This window comes from Pseudomonas sp. E102 (assembly GCF_052660185.1).
Genome location: NZ_CP084025.1, coordinates 5,502,291 through 5,525,718 on the forward strand (window position 1 = coordinate 5,502,291; position 23,428 = coordinate 5,525,718).

18 protein-coding genes and 1 tRNA gene are annotated in these 23,428 nt (G+C 59.5%); 4 read left to right on the forward strand and 15 right to left on the reverse strand.

Annotation, left to right across the window (positions count from 1 at the left end):
• Positions 1-45: 45 nt before the first annotated feature.
• A complete protein-coding gene (locus DOCECA_RS24835; protein ID WP_420764891.1) occupies positions 46-507 on the reverse strand; it encodes an Lrp/AsnC family transcriptional regulator in 462 nt (153 codons plus the stop codon).
• Between the two features lie 35 nt (positions 508-542).
• On the reverse strand, positions 543-2,906 hold the full coding sequence (locus DOCECA_RS24840) for a hypothetical protein (protein WP_445571236.1): 2,364 nt from the start codon (positions 2,904-2,906) through the stop codon (positions 543-545).
• Positions 2,907-3,146: 240 nt separating this feature from the next.
• On the opposite strand from DOCECA_RS24840, the gene DOCECA_RS24845 reads away from it, so the two are divergent.
• On the forward strand, positions 3,147-3,854 hold the full coding sequence (locus DOCECA_RS24845; RefSeq protein ID WP_434609195.1) for a CatB-related O-acetyltransferase: 708 nt from the start codon (positions 3,147-3,149) through the stop codon (positions 3,852-3,854).
• Positions 3,855-3,953: 99 nt separating this feature from the next.
• Here DOCECA_RS24845 and DOCECA_RS24850 read toward each other — a convergent pair.
• The 5 genes from DOCECA_RS24850 to rpsU all read right to left on the reverse strand — a co-directional run bounded on the left by DOCECA_RS24850 (position 3,954) and on the right by rpsU (position 12,482).
• Positions 3,954-4,030: transfer RNA gene (locus tag DOCECA_RS24850), tRNA-Ile, on the reverse strand.
• 15 nt (positions 4,031-4,045) lie between these two features.
• A complete protein-coding gene (locus DOCECA_RS24855; protein ID WP_445571237.1) occupies positions 4,046-7,789 on the reverse strand; it encodes a bifunctional diguanylate cyclase/phosphodiesterase in 3,744 nt (1,247 codons plus the stop codon).
• A gap of 123 nt (positions 7,790-7,912) precedes the next feature.
• A complete protein-coding gene (gene rpoD, locus DOCECA_RS24860; protein WP_420764887.1) occupies positions 7,913-9,760 on the reverse strand; it encodes an RNA polymerase sigma factor RpoD in 1,848 nt (615 codons plus the stop codon).
• Between the two features lie 67 nt (positions 9,761-9,827).
• Positions 9,828-11,786 carry a DNA primase gene (gene dnaG / locus DOCECA_RS24865; protein WP_420764886.1) on the reverse strand — a complete coding sequence of 653 codons (1,959 nt, stop codon included), beginning with the start codon at positions 11,784-11,786 and terminating at the stop codon, positions 9,828-9,830.
• 480 nt (positions 11,787-12,266) lie between these two features.
• A complete protein-coding gene (gene rpsU, locus DOCECA_RS24870; protein ID WP_002551877.1) occupies positions 12,267-12,482 on the reverse strand; it encodes a 30S ribosomal protein S21 in 216 nt (71 codons plus the stop codon).
• 199 nt (positions 12,483-12,681) lie between these two features.
• On the opposite strand from rpsU, the gene tsaD reads away from it, so the two are divergent.
• Complete coding sequence (gene tsaD, locus DOCECA_RS24875) at positions 12,682-13,707, forward strand: tRNA (adenosine(37)-N6)-threonylcarbamoyltransferase complex transferase subunit TsaD (RefSeq protein ID WP_434609198.1); 1,026 nt, start codon at positions 12,682-12,684, stop codon at positions 13,705-13,707.
• 8 nt (positions 13,708-13,715) lie between these two features.
• On the opposite strand, the gene plsY is transcribed toward tsaD, so the two are convergent.
• Positions 13,716-14,285, reverse strand: coding sequence for a glycerol-3-phosphate 1-O-acyltransferase PlsY (gene plsY, locus DOCECA_RS24880; protein WP_420764884.1), 570 nt, complete (start codon positions 14,283-14,285; stop codon positions 13,716-13,718).
• A gap of 74 nt (positions 14,286-14,359) precedes the next feature.
• Here plsY and folB point away from each other — a divergent pair, with 74 nt between their 5' ends.
• Together folB and folK are read left to right on the forward strand one after the other, a co-directional pair.
• Positions 14,360-14,713 (forward strand): dihydroneopterin aldolase, encoded by a 354-nt coding sequence (folB, locus tag DOCECA_RS24885; RefSeq protein ID WP_420764883.1) that lies wholly within the window; start codon positions 14,360-14,362, stop codon positions 14,711-14,713.
• Positions 14,704-15,222, forward strand: a complete 519-nt coding sequence (gene folK / locus DOCECA_RS24890; RefSeq protein WP_420764882.1) for a 2-amino-4-hydroxy-6-hydroxymethyldihydropteridine diphosphokinase — start codon at positions 14,704-14,706, stop codon at positions 15,220-15,222. Before folB ends, folK begins: the two co-directional genes overlap by 10 nt.
• Before the next feature lie 46 nt (positions 15,223-15,268).
• On the opposite strand, the gene DOCECA_RS24895 is transcribed toward folK, so the two are convergent.
• The 7 genes from DOCECA_RS24895 to apaG all read right to left on the reverse strand — a co-directional run bounded on the left by DOCECA_RS24895 (position 15,269) and on the right by apaG (position 23,354).
• Positions 15,269-16,498: a multifunctional CCA addition/repair protein gene (locus DOCECA_RS24895; protein ID WP_434561988.1), complete on the reverse strand. Its 1,230-nt coding sequence runs from the start codon at positions 16,496-16,498 to the stop codon at positions 15,269-15,271.
• 64 nt (positions 16,499-16,562) lie between these two features.
• Positions 16,563-18,128, reverse strand: a complete 1,566-nt coding sequence (locus DOCECA_RS24900) for a SpoVR family protein (protein WP_434561990.1) — start codon at positions 18,126-18,128, stop codon at positions 16,563-16,565.
• On the reverse strand, positions 18,125-19,396 hold the full coding sequence (locus DOCECA_RS24905; protein WP_420764879.1) for a YeaH/YhbH family protein: 1,272 nt from the start codon (positions 19,394-19,396) through the stop codon (positions 18,125-18,127). The genes DOCECA_RS24900 and DOCECA_RS24905 overlap by 4 nt, the downstream gene beginning before the upstream one ends.
• 117 nt (positions 19,397-19,513) lie before the next feature.
• The gene (locus DOCECA_RS24910) at positions 19,514-21,436 is read right to left on the reverse strand and encodes a PrkA family serine protein kinase (RefSeq protein WP_420764878.1); all 1,923 of its coding nucleotides are present in this window, start codon (positions 21,434-21,436) and stop codon (positions 19,514-19,516) included.
• Positions 21,437-21,735: 299 nt separating this feature from the next.
• Positions 21,736-22,065 carry a thiosulfate sulfurtransferase GlpE gene (gene glpE, locus DOCECA_RS24915; RefSeq protein ID WP_420764877.1) on the reverse strand — a complete coding sequence of 110 codons (330 nt, stop codon included), beginning with the start codon at positions 22,063-22,065 and terminating at the stop codon, positions 21,736-21,738.
• A gap of 33 nt (positions 22,066-22,098) precedes the next feature.
• Positions 22,099-22,974, reverse strand: coding sequence for a symmetrical bis(5'-nucleosyl)-tetraphosphatase (locus DOCECA_RS24920; RefSeq protein WP_445571238.1), 876 nt, complete (start codon positions 22,972-22,974; stop codon positions 22,099-22,101).
• Entirely contained in the window at positions 22,974-23,354 is a 381-nt protein-coding gene (gene apaG, locus DOCECA_RS24925; protein WP_420764875.1) for a Co2+/Mg2+ efflux protein ApaG, read from the reverse strand. Before apaG ends, DOCECA_RS24920 begins: the two co-directional genes overlap by 1 nt.
• Positions 23,355-23,428: the final 74 nt, after the last annotated feature.

A 23,428-nucleotide genomic window follows, 5' to 3' on the forward strand; every position in this document is an offset into this window, starting at 1 on the left:
CCGCCATCGCGAGCAGGCTCGCTCCCACAGGATTTTGGGCAGGTTCTAGACGGGCTGCCCCCGGTCGATCTTGCTGCTGAGAATGATCGAAGTGGTAGTTTTCTCCACCCCGTCCACGCTGCCGATCTGGTCCAGCAGTTGATCCAGCTGTTCCGGCGAGTCGGTGCGCAGCCAGGCCACGTAATCGAACTCGCCGCTCACCGCGCACAACTGCTGGACCTGGGCCATCGCACTCAAGCGCCGCAATACGTCTTTCCCCGAGCGTGGCTGGACCTTTATGCCGACGTAAGCCTGCAAACCGCCATCGATCACTCGCTGCCCCAGACGCACGCCGTATCCGGTGATGATCTTGGATTTTTCCAGTCGAGCCAGGCGCGAGGTCACGGTCGTGCGGGCGATGCCCAACTGCCGGGCAAGCACGGCGACGCTTTCCCGGGCGTTGATTTGCAGCGCCGCGATCAGCTGGCGATCAATTTCGTCGAGGACGGGAGGGCGGGTATCAGTCAAGGTCAGCTCCGGCGCAGGCATCATTGGCGGGCATGTTACAGGCTCCGGCGTTCGAAGTAGCTGATGGCAGGCAAGGCCAGCGCTTGCCAGGCTGGGGCGAGGTGCGCTTGTGAAGGCCTGAGCCAGAGGCCGTCCTCGCCGATCAGTTGTTCCGCGGGCAGCAGCAGCAAATCGTCGAGCGTAAACGACTGCGCCGCGCCTCGATCCTCATCGTCTTCGGTTTCCCAGTCGCGTTCGAAACACCGGACCCGCAGCTTTTCTTCATCGAAACCTTCGAACTCGGGCCGATTGCCCAGCCATCGCGGATGAATCCGCAGCGTGTGCGCCTGGACATCGAGAAGCATCAGTTGCCAGCCCCGATAACTTCCGCACAGCTGCGCCACGTCAGTTGCCATGCGGGTCAGGGCCAGGTAGCGGCCATCCGAGGACCAGATCATCGAAGGGGCCAGATCGACCAAGGCGCAGCCTGAAGCCGTCAGCAGATAACCGCCAAGCCGCGGCGTACCGGCGCGCACCCAGCTGTCGGCATATTCGGTCTCGCTGCCGAACAGCCAGGCGGCGTCCCGATGAGTCGGCGCGGGCTGGATGAAATCGCCATCGGCAGTCGCCGCCTGCGGCCGATCCACCAAACGCCACGGGGGGATGACGTTCAGTTGCGAGTCTGTGGGCTGCAACTGCACCGTGTTATAGAACAGCCGGGATTGCTCGTTGGGGCGACAGAAAGACGCGTCGCTGCCGACCTCTGGCGCCGCGACATTGAAGCGCCGGAGGGGGCTGCTCTGCAGATCATTGTCGAGACGACCTACGACCACCGCCAGACTCAACCGACCATCGCGAAAGTCGAGGATCCGTTCTACCCGCATGGCGGGCCCTTTCAGCAGGCGCCGCTCTTGCACGTCGGCCACCACTGCATGGGTGGCAACGGTCGTTGCCCCTCCAAAAGGCAGCAGCGCCAGGTAGCGACCACAATCCGAGGCGCGATGATCCAGCAGCCAGCGTTCCGGCAGGAGCCAGTCACCGATCTGGCAGCGATAGCCACCAAGCCCTTCGCGATTGTCACCCTGCCAGCTCAGGCGTGCGCTTGTGCCGCCCAGCAGCGCTTGTGTCTCGATGTGCGAATCGCCCCGGCGGCCCGGGCTGTCCAATGGCATGACGATGGCCATGCGCGTCAGCTTGAACTCGCCCACCTGCACCCGACCCTGAATGTCGTGGCCCGTCTGGGTCTCGGTATCGCTGTGGATGCTGTCCAAGCGGTAGCCATACTGGCCGGAACCCGGTCGTGGATAGTCGAGGTAAGCGTCGATATGCACTTGGCCTGCATCGAGCTTCAGCAAGTCATGCCAATAAAAAGACGGTTCGGTGGTGCTCTTGATCCAAGGCAAGGGCAGGTCGCGCCAGCCTTTGTCCACTTGCCACGACCAATACCGTTCGCCTTGCGCCTCGTTGGCCTGTTCCCCGGCCAGGCACACCAGGGCGCGGTGATCGGTGCTCCACACCAATGGCGCATCGGCGGTCATCAAGAGCCCGGACGGCTGCCCATTGATGCTGACGGCATAGCGCGGCGAATACAGTGGCTCCAGGGGTCGGTCCAAATCGCGCAGCGTAGCCGGCAAGATGATGTTGCCAGCCAGGCATTGTCGACCATCAGCGGACGGACGTTCGAAGGTAGGCTGGAGATTGTCCGGGTGCCAGCCAGGCTCCAGCCAAAGATCCGCGACGGGAATCAGGTCGACTGCCTCTGCGGTTTGTAGCAGCTTTTCCAGGCGAACCTGACGGACGCCGTTATCGACCAATGGGCTGTAGCGGCCGCTCAGTTGATCAGAATCAAAAGCGTCCAGCTCCCAGAATTCGCTTTCGGCGCAGCGGTATAAGGTGCGCTGCTGGCGGTCGAGAATGACCAGTCCCCAATCCTGCCGTGACGGCACCGGCGCGGCAAAATAGCGCCCTTCGCTGGAAAACACCGCCGAAGAGCCGATCCCTTGCAAAAGTACGCCGTCTGGAAACAAGTAATCGCAATACACAGGACCGCCCATGGCGATTTCACTGTGGTTGAACACCCGGATTGGCTCGCCTTCCGGAGTCAGAAGCGGCTCGTTACCGCCCCAGGCGCTTGGCCCCTTGATGGAAACCGGTGCCAACCCAAGGCGCCGCTCCCATTTGCTGACACAGGCGAGCCCGACAATGATGGCGATGATCGCCACGAGAATGCCCCACCACTCCGGCAGCGCCCGGCCCAGGCTGAAGCCCAGGCCAAATACGGCACCCACCGTCAGCCGCGCGATGCCCCGGCCCATCGTCAGAGCGCCCAGGCGCGCGGCGAGACCCATCAGCGACCCAAGGAAAATCACTGCCAGCAAGGCCAGCGGCGGGGGCAGAACGGTAACGAAAAAGGCTGGCACCACGAGGATGCCGAGTTGCCAGAAGAGTTCGAGGAACAGGCGGGACAGGCTGGGAGTGGCGATGATGGAGGTCTCTCGAAGGCCGGGGTTTGCAATTGTAAGTGAGCCGCACTGAAAAAAACGACGGGTCGAGGCTAACCGGCTTCATGAGGATTTTCGGAATGGCCTGACATACACGGCCCGGTATCTCTGCTGCAATTGCGTTCCGCTATGAACTGCTTTGCAGTCTTGGGAAACAAGATGGGATCGTTAAAAGATTTTTACTGGAAGCGTTGGGTCAAGAGACACCGGTGCAAGCTTGCTGGCGGTCTCCAATCGCTGAGCAGGAGGACAGAGCTGACCCTGGAAGAGGGCGTTGCCCTTGGGCACGTCGACATTGACTCGCCGCGTCTCGCGATCGGCGCCCACACTTATATCCGCAGTGGCAGCCATCTATCCCTGGTGGCATCGATCGGTCGCTTTTGCTCAATGGGCACTGGCGTGGTGATAGGCCAGGAAAAGCACACGCATCCCACCGATTGGCTCAGCTCTCATCCTTTCCAATACACGGCTTCCCCGCTGAGTTACCGTGCCAGGACCCAAATGGCCACGATTGGCCACGACGTCTGGGTGGGCAGCCATGCCATGGTCATGGAGGGCGTCAACGTCGGCACGGGCGCGGTGATTGCAACCCGGGCAGTCGTGGCTGGGGATGTGCCGGCCTACGCAATCGTAGCGGGCGTCCCGGCCAAGGTAGTGCGGTTCAGGCACGCTCCTGATGTTATCGAGCGCCTGTTGGCGAGTCGGTGGTGGGAAATCGAGGTGGAGGAATTGAAGACGCTGCCCCTCGACGAACCTGAAACCTGCCTGGAGCTGCTGGAGCGCAAAGCTCCGGTGGCTGCTCAGTACCGAAAAATCAGCGTGACACGTAAGGGTTGTCGCGCGGGGGAAATGATGACCGTGACGTAGTGCTTGCGATTGATGGTTGTACGCTTTTTTCTGGCCCCGACAAGTCAAGATGATGACCGTCAGGAAAAGCAAAAGCCGCGCAATGCGCGGCTTTCGAATTGGTGGGCCCACACGGACTCGAACCGTGGACCAAAGGATTATGAGTCCTCTGCTCTAACCAACTGAGCTATGGGCCCTCAGTAGGCCGCGGATTATAGCGACGGTTTCTCGGCTGTGCTATCCGAAAAATCCGATACGGTTACACGCAGAAACGTTGCGGCAAACTCTTCGGCGCACAGGGGCAGGCTGACAATGTAGCCCTGGATCTGTTCGCAGCCCTCCTCGGCGAGGAATTGTTGTTGGGCCAGGGTTTCGACGCCTTCGGCGATGATGGTGAATTGCATGCTGCGACCCAGGGCGATAATTGCCCGTACGATGGCCGCGTCGTGGGGGTCATCGGGCAGGCCGCGGACGAAGGATTGGTCGATCTTGAGGATATCCAGCGGCAGGCGCTTGAGGTAGCTGAGTGAGGAATAGCCGGTGCCGAAGTCGTCGATGGCCAGTTGCACACCGAGTTTTTTCAACTGGTGCAACACTGCCAGGGCTTCTTCGGCCTGGCTCATGATGAAGTTTTCGGTAATCTCCAGTTGCAATAAGCCCGGTTCGAGATGGTTTTCCCGCAAGAGTTGTTCGATACGACCCAGCAGGTTGGGTTGGCGCAGTTGGACGCCAGCCAGGTTCACTGACAGCGGGCCGAGGCTTTCGTGAGTGCAATTCCATTCGCAAAGCTGTCGGCAGGCGGTCTCAAGCACCCAGTCGCCGATCTGCAGGATCATCCCGTTTTCTTCGGCCAGTGGGATGAAGTGTTCCGGGGGCACGTCGCCGAACGTCGGATGGGTCCAGCGAATCAGTGCCTCGGCGCCCACCAGGCTGTTGTCGACCAGGCTGATTTTTGGCTGGAAAGACAACGACAACTCGTTGCGCTCGATCGCCCGTCGCAGTTCGTGTTCCAGCGCCACGCGCTCGCTGGCTTGGGCCGTGAGGTCGCGGGTGTAGCTTTCTACCCGGTTGCGCCCCTTGGCTTTGGATCGGTACATCGCCGCGTCGGCATTCTTGACCAGCGTGGCCACGTCGCAGCCATCCTGAGGATACAGGCTGGTACCAATGCTGGCGCTGATGAAAAACTCGTGTTCACCTGCCTGGAAAGGCGCGCCAAAACAGTTCAGGAGTTTTTGGGCGATGTGCTCGGCGTCGCTGGGCTGTTGCAGGCCAGGCAGCAGGATGATGAACTCGTCGCCTCCCAGGCGCGCCACTGTGTCGATGTCCCGTAGCTGCTCGCGCAGCCGTACGGCGATGCCCTTTAGCAGCAGGTCACCGACCGGGTGCCCGAGGCTGTCGTTGATGTGTTTGAAACGGTCCAGATCAAGGAACAACACTGCGCCTTGTCCCCCGTTTTCCTGCTGGCTGTTCAGGGCGGTCAGCAAGCGGCTTTCGAACAAGGTGCGATTCGGAAGGCCGGTGAGCGGGTCGTGGTGTGCCTGGTAATCGAGTCGGGCCTGGGCGTGCTTGAGGCTTGAAATATCGGCAAAAACCGCAACGAAGTGAGTGATTTGATGGCCCCGGTTGCGAACGGCGCTGATGGTTAGCCAGCTGGGGTACAGTTCCCCGTTTTTACGTCGGTTGGAAATCTCTCCTTGCCAATGACCCTCCGCCGTCAGCTGATGCCACATTGCCGCATAGAAGGCACTGTCATGTAGGCCGGAGGCCAGTAAGCGGGGGGTGTGGCCCAATGCTTCGCTTTCGCTATAGCCGGTGATTTCGGTGAAGGCGCGGTTGACGGCGTTGATGTGCTGTTGCGTGTCGGTGATCAAGACGCCCTCGGCGGTGCTTTCGAACACGGTGGCTGCCTGTTGCAGTTTTTCCTGCATGAAGTGGCGCTCAGTGATGTCCCGGGCGATGGTCAGCATGCAGTCTTCATTGCCGATGGGCAGGGGACGGCTGGACACCTCGCAGAGCCGGATCTGCCCATCGTTGCGGCGGATATGGCAGCTGAAATCCTTGACGAAACCGTCCCGTTGCAGCAGGTCGAGCATCTGTTTGCGTTCGTTGAGGTTGACCCAGATGCCGAGGTCCAGCGTGGAGCGATCCACCGACAGGGCGCTGTTGAAACCGGTGATGCGACTGAAGCCCTCGTTGACTTCTATCAGCAGGCCGTCGCTTTGCCGGGACAGCAACAGGCCGTCGGGCGAGGCATGAAAAGCCTTGGCGAACTTTTCTTCGGAGGTCTGCAGTTGTTGTTGGGTTTCCTTGAGTTGGCTGATGTCGCGCACGACCACCACCAGGGCGGGGGTGGTGTCGAGATCGAAGGGTTCGGCCGAGATCAGGCCGGTAAACACCTGGCCGTTGCTGCGTCGAAAGGGCATTTCGAGGTTGCGGATGCTGCCGGCCTGCAAACGCTGCAACAGGCTTGGCCCGACGCCTTGGATGCCCCAGATGTCCAGGTCCGTAGTGTTTTTGCCAATCACCTGGTCGGCACTGATGCCGATCTGTTCCTCGAAAGCTTTGTTCACTTCCAGCAGGCAGCCGTCCTGCAGGCGCGCAATCACCAGGATGTCGGGGCACTGGCGAAACACCGAGGCGAATTTTTGTTCGGAAAGACGTAACGCTTCCTCGGTGTGCTTGGCTTCACTGATGTCGATCATCAAGCCACGCATCAGCGGCTCGTGGCCGTGCTGGATGAGGCTGACGATATCCCTGACCCAGAGGCAGCGACCATCAGCAGTGATAACCCGGTAATCCACGCAGTGATCGCGGCCGGCGAGGACTTCGTGGTCGCAATAAGTCTGGGCGCGTATGAGGTCTGCCGGGTGGATGATGTTGCGCCAGAAGCCAGGAATGAGCCAATGGGCGAGAGGGTAGCCGAGCAGCTCTTCGGCGTGGGGCGACACGTAGCTGTAGGTGAAATCGCTGACCCTCGCTTCCCATGCGATGGCCGAAAGGCTCTCGACCAATCCCCGATAATGGTATTCGCTGCTGCGCAGTTCCTGTTCAAGATCGACTCGCCGGGCTATTTCCGAGCTGAGGCGACGATTGATGCGAATCACCACGGCCAGGATGCCGCCCAGCAGAAGCATTCCTGGAAGGCCGTAAAGCAGCAGATCTGACCAGAGTTGACGATAATCGCGCACATTGCCGATCCACTTTTCCTGGATCTCGCTGATTTCGGCCGACGTCATATCTGCCATCACTTTGTCCAGAATGCCCACGAGAATCTTGTTTTCCTGGGGGACGGCCATCGCCAATTGATACCGGTAAGGCGTTTCCCCGCTTACATAAAGCCCATCGAGCTTGAGCTGGCGCAGGCTCCAGACGCTGGAAGCAAGGTCACCCACCACGGCATCCACCTGATCCGTCGCCAGCGCCTGCAAGGCCGAGCTGACGTTGGGCAGGGCAACCAGATTCAGGTCGGGATGGTGATTGCGCAACAACTCGTGGGGGGCATAGTTTTCCACCACGGCGATCTTCAAGCCGTACAAGTCCTCCAGCCTGCGCGGTTGGGCGCCCCCGTGATGGGCGAGGATGACAATCGGGAAATCCAGGTAGGGACGGGTAAAAGCCAGATAATTCTGGCGTTCGGGGGTGGACATGATGCCCGGCAAAAGATCGATTTTGCCCTGTGCGACCTGCCCCAGCACCACGGTCCAGCTCACTGGCTCGATGGGCGTCAATGTAATCGCCAATCGCTGGCGAATGATATCGACGTAATCGGCAGCCAGGCCTTGGTAGCGCCCCTGATCGTCGCGGAATTCGAACGGCGGCCATGAGGCATCGACACCCAGGCGCAGGTCGGGGTGGTCCTTGAGCCAGCGGCGCTCTTCGTCGGTGAGCGTCAACGCGCCGGCCGTCGCGGTCCAGGTCATCAGTGACAGCAAAAGCACGGCCGTCAGTCTGGGCATCACGGTCTCGTCTTGGCTTGGGGAGGATGTTTCGAGTGTAGACGGGCAAAAGGGCGGGGGTGGCAACGAAAGCGTTTTATCTGCGCATAGCAAAACCCCCGGCAGGGCCGGGGGTTTTGAAGGTCACTCGTCGAGGAAAGAGCGTAGATGCTCGCTTCGCGTCGGGTGGCGCAGTTTGCGCAACGCCTTGGCTTCGATCTGACGAATCCGCTCACGGGTCACATCGAACTGCTTACCGACTTCCTCGAGGGTGTGGTCGGTATTCATGTCGATGCCGAAACGCATGCGCAGAACCTTGGCTTCACGGGCCGTGAGGCCGGAAAGTACTTCGCGAGTCGCTTCCTTGAGGCTCTCAACGGTGGCGACATCGATCGGCGACTGCATGGTGGAGTCTTCGATGAAGTCACCCAGATGGGAGTCTTCATCATCGCCGATCGGGGTTTCCATGGAGATCGGCTCTTTGGCGATCTTCAGTACCTTGCGGATCTTGTCCTCAGGCATTTCCATGCGTTCGCCCAGCTCTTCCGGGGTCGGTTCGCGACCCATCTCCTGCAACATCTGCCGGGAAATACGGTTGAGCTTGTTGATCGTCTCGATCATGTGCACCGGAATACGGATGGTGCGGGCCTGGTCGGCGATCGAGCGAGTGATCGCCTGACGGATCCACCAGGTAGCATAAGTCGAGAACTTGTAGCCGCGACGGTATTCGAACTTGTCCACCGCTTTCATCAGGCCGATGTTGCCTTCCTGGATCAGGTCGAGGAATTGCAGGCCACGGTTGGTGTACTTCTTGGCGATGGAGATCACCAGACGCAAGTTCGCTTCGACCATCTCTTTCTTCGCGCGGCGGGCCTTGGCTTCGCCGATCGACATGCGACGGTTGATGTCCTTGATTTCAGCGATGCTCAGGCCGGTCTCGGTCTCCAGCGCGCTTAGCTTCTGCTGGCAACGAATGATGTCCGGTTGCAGGCGGGCAATGGCTTCGGCGTATTTGCTCTTGCCCTTGGCCAGTGCATCGGTCCAGCTTTCGTCGACTTCGTGACCAGGGAACTGGCGCAGGAAGTCTGCACGGGGCATGCGCGCATCACGAACGCACAATTGCATGATCGCGCGCTCTTGCTGACGCAGGCGATCCAAGGCACTGCGAACACGCTCTACCAAGCCTTCGAACTGCTTGGGTACAAGCTTGATCGGCATGAACAGCTCGGCCAGCGCCAACAGCTCGGCGATTGCCTGCTTGTTGTTGCGACCATGCTTTTTCAGGGCCTTGCGGGTGATCTCCATCTGGTCGGCCACGGCACCGAAGCGCTGGGCAGCGATGACCGGATCGGGACCGCTTTCGGCCTCTTCTTCGTCGTCGCTCGCTTCGGCGTCTTCGTCATCGGTATCGTCGTCAGCCTTGGCGGCTTTCGCGTCGATCGGCGGCGGCACTTCAGCGGCAGGCGGCGCGATGCCGTCGTCCGGGTCGATGTAGCCGCTCAGGACGTCGGACAGGCGGCCACCTTCGGTGGTAACGCGGGTGTACTCGGAGAGAATATGGTCGACCGTGCCAGGGAAGTGCGCGATCGCGCCCATCACTTCACGGATGCCTTCTTCAATACGCTTGGCGATTTCGATTTCGCCTTCACGCGTGAGGAGCTCTACCGTACCCATTTCACGCATATACATGCGCACGGGGTCGGTGGTGCGACCAATGTCGGTCTCGACCGCCGCCAACGCTGCGGCCGCTTCTTCAGCGGCCGCCTCGTCGGTATCGGCGTCGGCCAGCATAAGGGCATCCTTATCTGGAGCAACCTCGAATACGTTGATCCCCATGTCATTGATCATGCGGATGATGTCTTCCACCTGTTCCGGATCTGAAATATCCTCCGGCAGGTGGTCGTTGACCTCCGCGTAAGTCAGGTAGCCCTGCTCACGACCCAATAGGATCAACTCTTTGATACGAGACTGCTGTTGCGCTTTTCCGGACATAACACCCTATCCACTGAAGGTCTTGGCGGGCAAAAAACAAGCCGAGGATTATACCTGAGCTGTGACCTCACGCGCCAGTTGAGGTCGGGTTTGATGCGCAAACATTGCGGCTGAGTAAATCCCGCAATTGGTTTTTCTCTTCGCTGGTCAACTCGCTCTGGCGAGCTTTGCGCAGAAGTTGTTCCAGGTTTCGCTCGCGTTGGCGGGCGGACAAGCTAGTAATGGTGTCGAAAAACTGTTGTTCAAGGTTGTCTCCCTCTATCAGCCATTCCTTCTCGGCCAGCGCCTTCAAGAGGCGCCCCTGCTCGGTGCCATGCCACCGAGCGATCAACTGGAATGAGTTTAGCTTGGGGTTCTTCTGCACGGCTTCAAGGAGTGCGACCAGCAATTGTGTATTGCTGTGGTCCTCGGCGGCAAAATGTCCTGCGTCCTCGACCTTCTCAGCCAGTTGCGGGTGATGCAGCAAGGTGCGCAGGGCGGCCAGTGTTGGTGGTTCGACGGCGGCCGGCACGCGCGGGACACGTGGCTGGTCGCGATCGCCCCGCTTGCCGTTCTTGTCCCAGGGTTTCTTGTCCCATTTCTTGCCGCCACCGGCGGTTTTTTTCGACGTCCATTCCTGCTGAGGCGCGTAATCCTGCTGAGGTTGATGATAGTCGGCGAAATCCGGCATCGCGTCGTAATCGATGCCTGGGTCATACGCTGGCGGTGCTTCCTGCGGAGCGCTGTGCACCAATTGATTCATCGCTTCGTTGTTCAGGCCGGTGATTTCGCTGAGCCGTTGGCGCATGAGTGTGCGCAGGTTGGCACCGGGCACCTTGTCGATCAGCGGTGCCGCGAGAGTGGCCATGTGGGCCTTGCCTTCAAGGGAGCGTGGATCGGCTTCTTCGGTCAGTTGCTGGAAAAAATAATCGGCCAGCGGTTGGGCGTGCTGGTTGATCCGCGCACGAAATGCGTCGGTGCCTTCGGAGCGCACCAGGGTATCCGGGTCCTCGCCTTCGGGCAGGAACAGGAAACGTGCACGTCGCCCGTCCTGCAGGCATGGCAATGTCGCTTCCAATGCGCGCCAGGCGGCGTTGCGTCCCGCCTGGTCGCCATCGAAGCAGAACAGCACGCTGGGCACCACGCGAAACAGGCGTTTCATGTGTTCTTCGCTGGTGGCCGTTCCCAGGGTCGCAACGGCGTTGCGCAAGCCTTGCTGGGCCAGGGCGATAACGTCCATGTAGCCTTCCACGACAATGATCTCGTCGAGGTTGCGGTTGTTCTTGCGTGCCTCGTAAAGGCCGTAGAGTTCTTGGCCTTTATGGAAAACCGGGGTCTCCGGAGAGTTCAGGTACTTGGGCTTGTCATCGCCCAGAACCCGGCCGCCGAAGGCGATGATGCGCCCCCGTGTATCGCGGATCGGAAACATCACTCGGTCACGGAAGCGATCGTAGCGCTTGCCTGTCTCGGCGTTCTCGATGAGCAGGCCTGCGTCGATCATGGCGCGCTGCTGGAGCGTGTCGCTGCTCAGGTGTTTGTACAGATTGTCCCAGCCGGGCGGGGCGAAGCCGAGGCCGAAATCCCGGGCAATCTCGCCAGTCAATCCGCGACCCTTGAGGTAGTCCACCGCCGCCTTGCGCGCGGGGTGGCTTTTAAGCGCCTGGCGATAAAAATCCGCTGCCGCCGTCAGCAGCGGATAAAGCGGCGAATCGGTGGGTTGGCGTGGCTTGTGCTGCCGGCCGCTCTCTTCCCGTGGAATTTCCATGCCTGCGGCTTTGGCCAGTTCTTCGACTGCCTGGGGGAAGTCCAGGTTGTCGTGGTCCATGATGAAGCCGAGGGCATTGCCGCCCGCGCCGCAGCCAAAGCAGTAATAGAACTGCTTGTCGGGGCTGACGCTGAAGGACGGGGTTTTCTCTTTGTGAAACGGGCAGCAGGCGGTGTAGTTCTTGCCTGCTTTCTTCATTTGCAGGCGAGAGCTGACCACGTCGACGATGTCGGTGCGGTTCAGGAGGTCGTCAATAAAGCTCTGGGGAATTAGCCCGGCCATGGCGTTCTCATCATCACTGCGCGAAATAGGGATCCGAAACCAGCAGGCATGATCGATTCCAGGTTTCGAGGCACGGCAAAAAGGTGGCTCGACCGGATCGTTTGCTTCATTGCTGTCGGAAGTGTATCTGCCGATTGTCCACTGACGTTAATTACTATCAGTACTCGACTGTATGAATGTGTTGCGCTGAATCCGGTAACGGCCGATCTGGCCACGGATAGCTCATGAAGCGGGCACGCAGGCAGGTGCCTTGGGCTGATCGTCGTTAGAGGAATCAGGGTGTGCTCGTCAGTAGCCTTGGAAGGCTCGTCAGAAGAGACGTGCACCGCTGGCAAAAGAGCCAGGTCTGACGCGGTGAAGCGGGTTGTCTAGGTCGCGTCTGCGACTTTGACGGTGAAGCATCAAGCGTTGTTCCGCAAATGCCATAAGCCCGGCTTGAAGGCCGGGCTTGGCAAGAAGCTTGCGACGGGCGTCTGTGTATTAGTACAGACGTACGGCGCGGCGCTGTTCGCGCTGAACTTTCTTGGCGTGACGCTTAACAGCGGCTGCTGCTTTGCGCTTACGCTCGGAAGTCGGCTTCTCGTAGAATTCGCGGCTACGAACTTCAGCCAGAACACCGGCTTTTTCGCAGGAGCGCTTGAAACGACGCAGAGCTACGTCGAAGGGTTCGTTCTCTTTTACTTTGACGGCTGGCATCCAGAGCTACCTTCATTCATTACCGGGGTCAACATCCTCGCGGCAAAAGAGCACTTGAAGACGTCGGTTTTTAAGGGTTGCGGATGTTAACCCCTCATCGCTCGGAATGCAAAGCCTCTGATCGAAAACCGCTGGTCGGGGCACAACGCGGCGACTATTATGCGCGCCTTCGAATTCAGCCTCTACAAGGCGCAAACCCATGCTAGTACTGGGATTAGAAACATCCTGCGACGAAACCGGCGTTGCCCTCTACGACAGTGAGCGCGGCCTGCTGGCTGACGCTTTGTTCAGTCAAATCGACCTGCATCGCGCCTACGGCGGCGTGGTGCCCGAGCTTGCGTCCCGCGACCACGTCAAGCGCATGCTGCCCTTGATCCGCCAGGTCCTGGCCGAAGCCGACTGTGTGCCGACCGAGATCGATGCCATTGCCTATACGGCCGGGCCGGGCCTGGTGGGCGCGCTGCTGGTCGGCGCTTCCTGCGCCCAGGCGCTGGCCTTTGCCTGGGGCATCCCGGCGCTGGGCGTGCATCACATGGAAGGCCATCTGCTGGCGCCGATGCTGGAGCCGCAGCCGCCGCAATTCCCGTTCGTCGCTTTGTTGGTGTCGGGTGGGCATACCCAGCTGGTCCGCGTGGATGGGATCGGTCAATACGAGCTCATGGGTGAATCGCTCGATGATGCCGCCGGGGAAGCTTTCGACAAAACCGCGAAGATGATGGGGCTCAACTATCCGGGCGGGCCGGAAATCGCACGGCTGGCAACCCAGGGTGTTGAAGGACGTTTCGTCTTTCCGCGTCCGATGTGCGATCGACCGGGTCTGGATTTCAGCTTCAGCGGCTTGAAAACCTTCGCGCTGAACACCTGGCAGCAATGTGTCAGCGCCGGGGACGACAGTGAGCAAGCCCGTTGCGACATCTCCCTGGCGTTCCAGCAGGCCGTGGTAGAGACTTTGACCATCAAGTGCAAGCGCGCGTTGAAGCAGGCCGGGCTCAAGCGTCTGGTTATCGCCGGCGGCGTGAGCGCGAACAAGGCCTTGCGGATATCCCTGGAAAAAATGCTCGGCGACATGAAGGGCGACGTTTACTACGCTCGACCACAGTTCTGCACGGATAACGGCGCGATGATTGCCTTTGCCGGCTGCCAGCGCCTGCAAGCGGGCCAGCAGGAGAGCCTGGCGATCAGCGTGCAGGCCCGTTGGCCAATGGAGCAGTTGTCGCCGCTGTGAAGCGATGTTTAGAAATGCCGTTCGCGCCCGGCGAACAGGTCGCGTAGATTGCCCCGGTGACGCCAGACGATCAGCGCGACGAGCGCTGTCATCGGCAGCAGGGCCGCCGGCTCCTGCCAAGCCAGTAATGGCAGGGTGAGCGGTGTGGCGATCAGCGCGGCTAGCGAGCTGGTGCGGGTCAGGTAGAAAGTCAGTAGCCAGGTGCAGACGGCAAGCAGGGCGGCCGGCGGATACAGGCCCAGCAGCATTCCAGCGGCAGTGGCGACGCCCTTGCCGCCACGAAAGCGAAAGTACAATGGGAACAGATGGCCGATGACGGCACAGACGCCGATCCAGGCCTGTTGCTGTAACGACAGTCCTGCAAGGCTGGCGATCAGTACCGGGAAGAGGCCTTTGCAGAGGTCACCGAGCAGGGTCAGGATGGCGAGTTTTCGTCCGGCCAGGCGTAGCATGTTGGTGGCGCCGGCATTACCCGAGCCACTCATTCGCGGATCCGGACGACCGGTCAGGCGGCTGAGCAAAATGGCGAAGGACAGTGAGCCGAGCAGGTAGGCGAGGATCGCCAGTAACCAAAACATGCTAACCATTCCGGGCGGGGACGCCCTGATTCTAACGGCGCAATGCGCCCTTGTCGTGCTGCGGAGAAGAGTGCTTGGACAGAGTTTTTATCGAAGGCCTTGAAGTCGACACGGTAATCGGTGCCTACGACTGGGAACGAGGCATCCGACAGTGCCTGCGCCTTGACCTGAGTTTTGCCTGGGACAACCGTCCGGCCGCTGCGGGCGACGACCTGACCCTGGCGCTCGATTACGCCAGCGTATCGTCACGCATCCAGGCGTTCGCCGAGCAGGCGCAGTTCCAGTTGGTCGAGACCTTTGCCGAACGACTGGCCCAGGTGCTCATGGATGAGTTCGAAATCACCTGGCTGCGCCTGAAAGTGACCAAGCCTGGCGCCGTACCGGCTGCCAGCGGTGTGGGCGTGGAGATCGAGCGCGGATGTCGCTGACACAGGTTTTCCTCGGGCTTGGTAGCAATATCGAGCGCGAAACCCATCTATGCGCGGGGCTTGAAGCACTGGCCGGTTTCCTGGTGGACATGCGCTGTTCGGCCGTGTTCGAGAGCCAGCCGGTGGGTATCAAGAGTGGGCCTTTTTTCAATTTCGTCTTGTCGGCCTTCACTGACCTGTCGCTGATTGAGTTGGACCGTCGCCTCAAGTTCATCGAGGCCGACAACGGTCGTTATGCACCGGACCGCAAGGGCCTGCCGCTGGACATCGACGTGTTGTTGTATGGCGAGCAGGTAGGCAACTTCGACGGCTTGATCCTACCGCGTGCCGAAATTCTCAAGAATGCCTTTGTCCTGTGGCCTTTGTCTTTGATCGCGCCGGATCGAATCCACCCTGGCGTGGGCAAAAGCTTTGCCACGTTGTGGGAAGAGGCGCAGATCGACCAGGTATTGGCCCCGGTGGCTTTCCAATGGCGAGGGCAGCAGCTTACGCCACCGGATCTGCTCTGAGGCGGCGGAACCCCCGGCGAACACGCGGAAACTGGCACGACCGCCTTTAATTCGCTGCTGCTTCCTTGTAGGCCTTCAATGCCCTGAGGCGCTCACGCTTGATTGCCTCACCCAGTTCCTGTCCCTTGAAGCCCTTTTCCAACAGCGGCTGCACCGCCACTGCGCGAGCCGCTGCCGCGGCTCCCCGCAGATAATCAGCCTGTGGATAATTCCGTTCCTCAAGCCCCTTGCGCCCCCGTGCATCCATTTCGCAGGCCATGATGAACTCCTCGAAGCGCTGGGGACGGCGGTACACATCAAAGCTTTGCAACAGTTCCAGCAGCGTAGACGCCTTTAATTCAAGCGCGCGGTGTCCATGCGTGTGATATTGGCCAACCAGCAGTGCCAATTCCTGACAGTCGCGTGGCGCCTTGAAGCGTTCGTTGACCGCTTTGATCAGCTTCAGCCCCTTGTGCTCATGGGCGATGTGTCTCGGCCATTCATGCTCGGGTGTCAGGCCTTTGCCCAGGTCATGCAGCAGGCAAGCCCAGCGCACGGTCAGCGGTTGCTTGTGCCGTGCCGACTGTTCCAGCACGCTCAGCGTGTGAGCGCCGGTGTCGATTTCCGGATGATGGACTTCGGGTTGTGGAACGCCAAACAGCGCATCCACTTCGGGCATGAGGATTTTTAGGGCGTCGCAGTCGCGCAGTACCTGGATAAATACCTGGGGCTGGCTCTCCATCAGCGCTCTGGAAATTTCCTTCCAGCTGCGTTCAGCCGTCAATGCCTCCAGTTCGCCGGATTCGCTGAGCTGGCGCATCAGCTCGAGCGTCTCGTCGGCCACCTTGAAACCCAGGGGGGCATAGCGTGCCGCAAAACGTGCAACGCGCAAGACTCTAAGGGGATCTTCGGCGAATGCGGGGGAAACGTGACGGAGCAAGCGTGCTTCCAGATCGCGCTGCCCGTGGTAGGGATCGGTGAGATTGCCGTGGTCGTCCTCGGCCATCGCGTTGATCGTCAAGTCTCTGCGGACCAGGTCTTCTTCGAGCGTGACCTCGGGGCTGGCATGGAACACGAAACCACCATAACCTCGGCCGTTCTTGCGCTCGGTGCGGGCCAGGGCGTATTCCTCGCCAGTTTTTGGATCAAGAAATACCGGAAAATCAGCCCCTACGGGGCGAAAACCCTTGGCGAGCATCTCCTCGGCAGTGGCGCCCACCACGACCCGGTCAACGTCGGTGACGGGGATGCCTAGCAGGCGATCGCGTACAGCGCCGCCGACTTTGTAGATCTGCATAAAAAACCTCCGTTGGGCCGACAGGATAAACCTTTATGTCGGACGTTCGGAGGCGAAAGCGTGATCAAAGATGAATGACGGCCAGATCCAGGCGCCCATAATCTCCTTCGGCTTGTTCGGTGCGTGGCGGCACATGATGGGTTTTCATCACTTGATCGCCCTGCAGGGTTTCCAGATGGATGTCGAACCCCCATAGACGATGCAGGTGCTTGAGTACCTCATCCGTTGATTCGCCCAGCGGTTTGCGGTTGTGCTGCTGATGACGCAGAGTCAATGAGCGATCACCGCGGCGGTCGATGCTGTAGATCTGCACGTTGGGCTCGCGGTTGCCCAGATTGTATTGCGCCGCCAGGGTTTCCCGGATGACGCGGTAACCACCTTCGTCATGGATGGCGGGCACCAGCAGGTCATCTTTTTGATCGTCGTCAAGGATGCTGAACAGCTTGAGGTCGCGTATTACCTTGGGCGACAGGTATTGCAGGATAAAACTTTCATCCTTGAAGCTGCTCATCGCGAATTTGATCGTCGACAGCCAGTCCGAGCCGGCGATTTCCGGGAACCAGCGGCGATCTTCCTCCGTAGGGTTTTCGCACATGCGCCGGATGTCCCGATACATGGCGAAACCCAGAGCATAGGGATTGATGCCGCTGTAATACGGACTGTCGAAGCCGGGCTGAAACACCACGCTGGTATGGGAGGTCAGGAACTCCATCATGAAGCCGTCCGTGACCAGGCCCTCGTCGTACAGGTCGTTCATCAAGGTGTAGTGCCAGAACGTCGCCCACCCTTCGTTCATGACCTGGGTCTGGCGCTGCGGATAGAAATACTGGGCGATCTTGCGCACGATACGCACGATTTCCCGTTGCCAGGGCTCCAGCAGGGGCGCATGTTTTTCGATGAAGTAGAGAATGTTTTCCTGGGGCTCGGCCGGAAAGCGTGCGTTGTCCTTCTCGTTGTACTTGTCGGCGCCTTTGGGAATGGTCCGCCATAGGTCATTGATCTGTTTCTGCAGATGTTCCTCTCGATCCTTCTGGCGTCGCCGTTCCTCTTCGGCGGAGATCGGATAGGGTCGCTTGTAGCGGTCCACGCCGTAGTTCATCAGGGCATGGCAAGAGTCCAGCAAGTCCTCCACCGCGTCGATGCCATGGCGCTCTTCGCACTGCATGATGTACTGCTTGGCGAAGACCAGGTAGTCGATGATCGAGCTGGCATCGGTCCATGTGCGGAACAGATAGTTGCCCTTGAAAAAGCTGTTATGGCCATAACAGGCATGAGCCACCACCAGCGCCTGCATGCAGATGGTGTTCTCCTCCATCAGATAGGCGATGCATGGGTCGGAGTTGATCACGATCTCATAGGCCAGGCCCATCTGGCCCCGGCTGTAGGATTTCTCGGTACTGAGAAAATGCTTGCCATACGACCAATGGTGATAACCCAACGGCATACCGACGGATGCGTAGGCATCCATCATTTGCTCGGCGGTGATCACTTCGATCTGGTTGGGATAGGTGTCCAGGGCATAGCGATCCGCGATACGGCTGATCTCACGGTCGTACGCTTGTATCAGCTCGAACGTCCATTCGGAGCCGGTGGAAATAGGCTGGCGTTTCTGCTCTTTTTTGGCGGTCATGTCACTAACCTGCGCTGGAAGAGTTCACGGAAGACCGGGTAGATATCCCCGGCCGAGACCAGTTGCTGCTGGGCAAAAGTATCGGAAAACGCTTCGGCAATGCGTTCGTATTCATACCACAGCGCTTGATGTTCGCGCGGCGTAATCTCGACGTACGTGTAGTACTGGACGAACGGCATGATCTGGTTGATCAGGATGTCGCGACAAATCGGCGAGTCGTCGTTCCAGTTGTCACCGTCGGACGCTTGGGCCGCATAGATGTTCCATTCGTTGGCGGGGTAGCGTTCGGCCATGATTTCCTGCATCAGCTTCAGGGCGCTGGAAACAATGGTGCCGCCGGTTTCCCTTGAATAGAAAAACTCTTCTTCGTCGACTTCCCTGGCGCTGGTGTGGTGCCGGATGAATACCACATCGATCTTGTCATAATTCCTCTTGAGGAACAGGTACAAGAGGATGAAGAACCGCTTGGCGATGTCTTTGGTGGCCTGCGTCATCGAGCCGGACACGTCCATCAGGCAGAACATGACCGCCTTGGAGCTAGGATTCGGTTGCTTCACCAACAGGTTGTACTTGAGGTCGAAGGTATCGAGGAACGGCACGCGATGGATGCGCGCGCTAAGACGCTCGATTTCCGCTTCCAAGGCCTGGATGTCGCCGAAATTGTCCGGCTCCTCCTGCTTGAGGCGGGCAAGCTCCTCCTTGGCCTCGCGCAGTTTTGCCCGGCTGCTGCCCGAAAGCGCGATGCGACGTGCGTGGGCTGAGCGCAGGGTGCGGATGATATTGATCCGCGCCGGATTACCCTCATTGCTGATACCGGCGCGCACGGTCTTGAAAGTATCGGTGCCGGTCAGGTTGCGTTTGACCAGGTTTGGCAGTTCCAGGTCCTCGAACATGAATTCAAGGAACTCTTCTTGGGTGATCTGGAAGACGAATTCATCCATGCCCTCGCCGGAATTGCCAGCCTTGCCCGGGCCCTTGCCGCCGCCTCCACCGGGTGGACGAGGGATATGCTCGCCGCTGGTGAATTCCTTGTTTCCGGGGTGTACGACGGTCTGCTTGCCGCCCCGGCCATGGTGAAGCACCGGCTCGTCAATATCCCGGCCAGGGATGCTGATCTGCTCGCCATGTTCCATATCCGTAATGGAACGACGACTGACCGCCTCCTCGACGGCCTTCTTGATGTGGTCGCGGTAGCGCCGCAAGAAACGCTGGCGATTTACCGTGCTCTTGTTCTTGCCATTCAGGCGTCGGTCGATCACATAGCTCATGGGTGCCCTCCGGGCAGCTTCAAGTGGTGAGCTGCAAGCTGCAAGTGGAAGCAGTAACCCGGCTCCAGGGTTCACGCGCTTTCCTCTTGCAGCTTGTCGCTTGCGGCTTGTTGCTGGCTATTGTGATTTACGGACCCGCAGGTACCACTCGGACAGCAGCCGTACCTGTTTGTCGGTATAGCCACGTTCGACCATGCGTGTAACGAAGTCGTTGTGTTTTTGCTGGTCCTCTTTGCTGGCCTTGGCATTGAAGCTGATGACGGGCAACAGGTCTTCGGTGTTGGAGAACATTTTCTTCTCGATGACCACCCGAAGCTTCTCGTAGCTGAGCCAGGTAGGGTTCTTGCCGTTGTTGTTGGCCCGGGCGCGTAGGACAAAATTGACGATTTCGTTGCGGAAGTCCTTCGGATTGCTGATGCCCGCGGGTTTCTCGATCTTTTCCAACTCTTCGTTGAGCGCTACGCGATTGAGAATCTCGCCCGTTTCCGGATCGCGATATTCCTGGTCCTGGATCCAGAAATCCGCATACAGCACGTAACGGTCGAAAATGTTCTGGCCGTACTCGCTGTAAGACTCCAGGTAGGCCGTCTGGATCTCCTTGCCGATGAACTCAATGTACCGTGGCGCCAGGTACTCCTTGAGGAAACGCAAGTAGCGCTCCCGGGTCTCCGCCTGGAACTGCTCCTGCTCGATCTGTTGCTCGAGAACGTACAGCAGATGGACAGGGTTGGCGGCGATTTCGTGGGGGTCGAAGTTGAACACCTTGGACAGGATCTTGAACGCAAAACGGGTGGACAGTCCGTTCATCCCTTCGTCCACGCCCGCGTTGTCCCGGTATTCCTGGATCGACTTGGCCTTCGGATCGGTGTCCTTGAGGTTTTCGCCGTCGTACACCCGCATCTTCGAATAGATGTTGGAGTTCTCCGGCTCCTTCAGGCGCGACAACACAGTGAACTGGGCGAGCATCTTCAGCGTGTCGGGCGCGCAATGGGCCTTGGACAGCGAGCTGTTGAACAGCAGCTTGTCGTAGATCTTCACCTCATCGGAGACGCGCAGGCAGTAAGGCACCTTGACGATGTAGATCCGGTCGATGAAGGCTTCGTTGTTTTTGTTGTTGCGGAAGGTATGCCATTCCGATTCGTTGGAGTGAGCGAGCAGAATGCCGCTGAATGGTATCGCCCCCAGCCCCTCGGTGCTGTTGTAGTTACCCTCCTGGGTGGCGGTCAGCAATGGGTGAAGCACCTTGATCGGCGCCTTGAACATCTCGACGAACTCCATCAGGCCCTGGTTGGCCCGGCACAGCGCGCCCGAATAGCTATAGGCATCGGCGTCGTTCTGTGGGAATTCCTCTAGCTTGCGGATATCGACCTTGCCCACGAGGGCCGAGATGTCCTGGTTGTTTTCGTCACCTGGTTCGGTCTTGGCCACCGCGATCTGGTTGAGGATCGAAGGATAGAGCTTGACCACGCGGAACTGGCTGATGTCGCCGCCGAACTCCGCCAGGCGCTTGGTGGCCCATGGCGACATGATGGTGTTGAGGTAGCGACGGGGAATGCCGAAGTCCTCTTCGAGGATCGCGCCGTCCTCGGTGGCGTTGAAAAGCCCCAGGGGCGATTCGAAGACAGGAGAGCCCTTGATGGCGTAGAAGGGCACTTTTTCGATCAGTTGCTTGAGTTTTTCGGCCAGGGACGATTTACCGCCACCGACGGGGCCGAGCAGATAGAGAATCTGCTTCTTCTCCTCCAGGCCTTGGGCGGCATGGCGGAAATAGGACACGATCTGTTCGATGCATTCTTCCATCCCGTGGAAGTCTGCAAAGGCCGGGTAGCGCCGGATCACTTTGTTGGAAAAAATCCGCGAGAGCCTCGAGTTGGTCGAGGTGTCCAGCAGTTCCGGTTCTCCGATTGCCAGCAACAGACGCTCCGCAGCCGATGCGTAGGCACTGCGGTCTTGCTTGCAGAGTTCGAGGTATTCCTGCAGCGAGTACTCCTCCTGCCGCGTGGACTCGAAACGTTGCTGGAAGTGGCTAAAAATACTCATGACGTCACCTCGCTCGATACGTGGAGCCGGTGTCGGATCAATCAGTCGATGCTGGACAGCCGCTGGGACCCCAGTTGCCGTTTTACCCCCCAGAATGCTTTCAAGAATGCGGCTCCTGAAAGCTGACTCCCGATGATCCGCGCGCCGGTGTACCGGCTCTCCCCTGTTTTGGATGGCCTGAGGCTAAGGATAGTTCGGAATCCGAGAGGTAAAGGTTGAATACGTAATTAGTTGTGGCAGACCGTTCGTCCGCCATGGCCCAAGCCCGCGGTTCTCGTGGGCTTGGGTGTCATAAAAAATTATTCGTGGGTGCCTTGCTCTGTTTCATCAGGATAAACCGTGCGCCACAGCTCAAAGCCACCGTCCATGCTGTACACGTCACTGAAACCCTGGCTGACCAGGTAAGCCGCTGCGCTTTGGCTGGAGTTGCCGTGATAGCAGACTACGATGGTAGGCGCATCGAGATCAGCGCCCTGGATGAAAGCGTGAAGGGAATGGTTATCCAAATGCTTGGAGCCACTGATATGTGAAGTTGCGTAAGTGGCCGGGTCGCGCACATCGACGAGCACCGCGCCTTGTTCACGCAGGGCCTGGGCCTGCTCGGGGGAGATGCGTTTGAATTCGGTCATGAGGTACTCCTGTGGCCTTGGGCGCAACGCCGGTCAAGCGTCGGTGCCGGCCGGCAATGATGCAATGGTCGATGTATTGGGTCTGGCGTGGCCCTTCTCGTCGCAATCGCAGCGCAGCAACTCGCCGGTGTCGACGTTCATCAGTGTCATCGCGCTGCCCCAGACGCAGCCGGTATCGAGGGCAATAACCCCGGCTTCGTCAGTTTGGCCTTCGAGTGCCGCCCAGTGCCCGAAAATGATCTTCAGGTCGCGGGTTTTGCGCTCCTTGTGCTTGAACCACGGCGCGTAGCCGGGCGGGGCGGTCTCGATGCCTTCCTTGCCCTTGAGATCGAGCTTGCCGTCGCGGGTGCAGAAGCGCATGCGCGTGAAATAATTGGTGATGACGCGAAGACGGGCCGTGCCGGTGAGGTCGTTGTCCCATTTGACGGGTTCGTTGCCGTACATGCCGTCCAGGTAGGGGCCGAACAGGTTGTCGTCGCGCAACGCCTGTTCCACTTCGCCAGCGCACTTGAGCGCTCTGCGCAGCGACCATTGGGGTGGGATGCCGGCATGGACCAGCGCGAGGTTGCGCGCCTCGTCGTAATGCATGAGTTTTTGCTGGCGCAACCATTCAAGCAGCTCGACGCAATCGGGGGCGTCGAGAATCTCGCTCAAGGTGTCGGATTTTTTCAGGCGCTCGATGTTTTGCCAGGCGGCTAACAGGTGCAGATCGTGATTGCCGAGCACGCATACCAAAGAGTCGCGGATACCATAGAGGAAACGAAGGGTTTCCAGCGACTGCGGGCCACGGTTGACCAGGTCGCCGACTAGCCACAGCGTGTCTTTGCGTGGGTCGAACGCTACCTGCTCCAGCAGGCATTTGAGCGGGTCCAGGCAGCCCTGCAGGTCACCAACCGCATACGTGGCCATCAGTGCAGCGCTCCGGGCACCGCCAGTCGAAAGGGCTTGATGATCGCATCGAAGCGCTTACCGTCTTCGGCGAGCATTTGATAGGTGCCCTCCATGGTGCCGACCTTGGTGGTCATCACTGTTCCGCTGCTATAGCTGTGGCTCTTGCCGGCATCGATCAACGGTTGCTGGCCAACCACGCCTTCACCGCGCACTTCTTCTACATGGCCGTCGCCGTTGGTGATGATCCAATGCCGTGACAGCAGCCTGGCGGGCAGCGAGCCATTGTTGCGCACTGTGATGGTGTAGGCGAAGGCGAAGCGGTCGTGCTCGGGTTGTGACTGTTCAGCGAGGAAGCGGGTGGCGACGCTGACGTCGACCTGGTAACGAGGATCGGACATGCAAAAAGGCCTTGAAAGCGGGACGCGGGAAGAACTGAGGGAGTCAGTCTAGGCCAAGTGTCGGGTAGTAAACC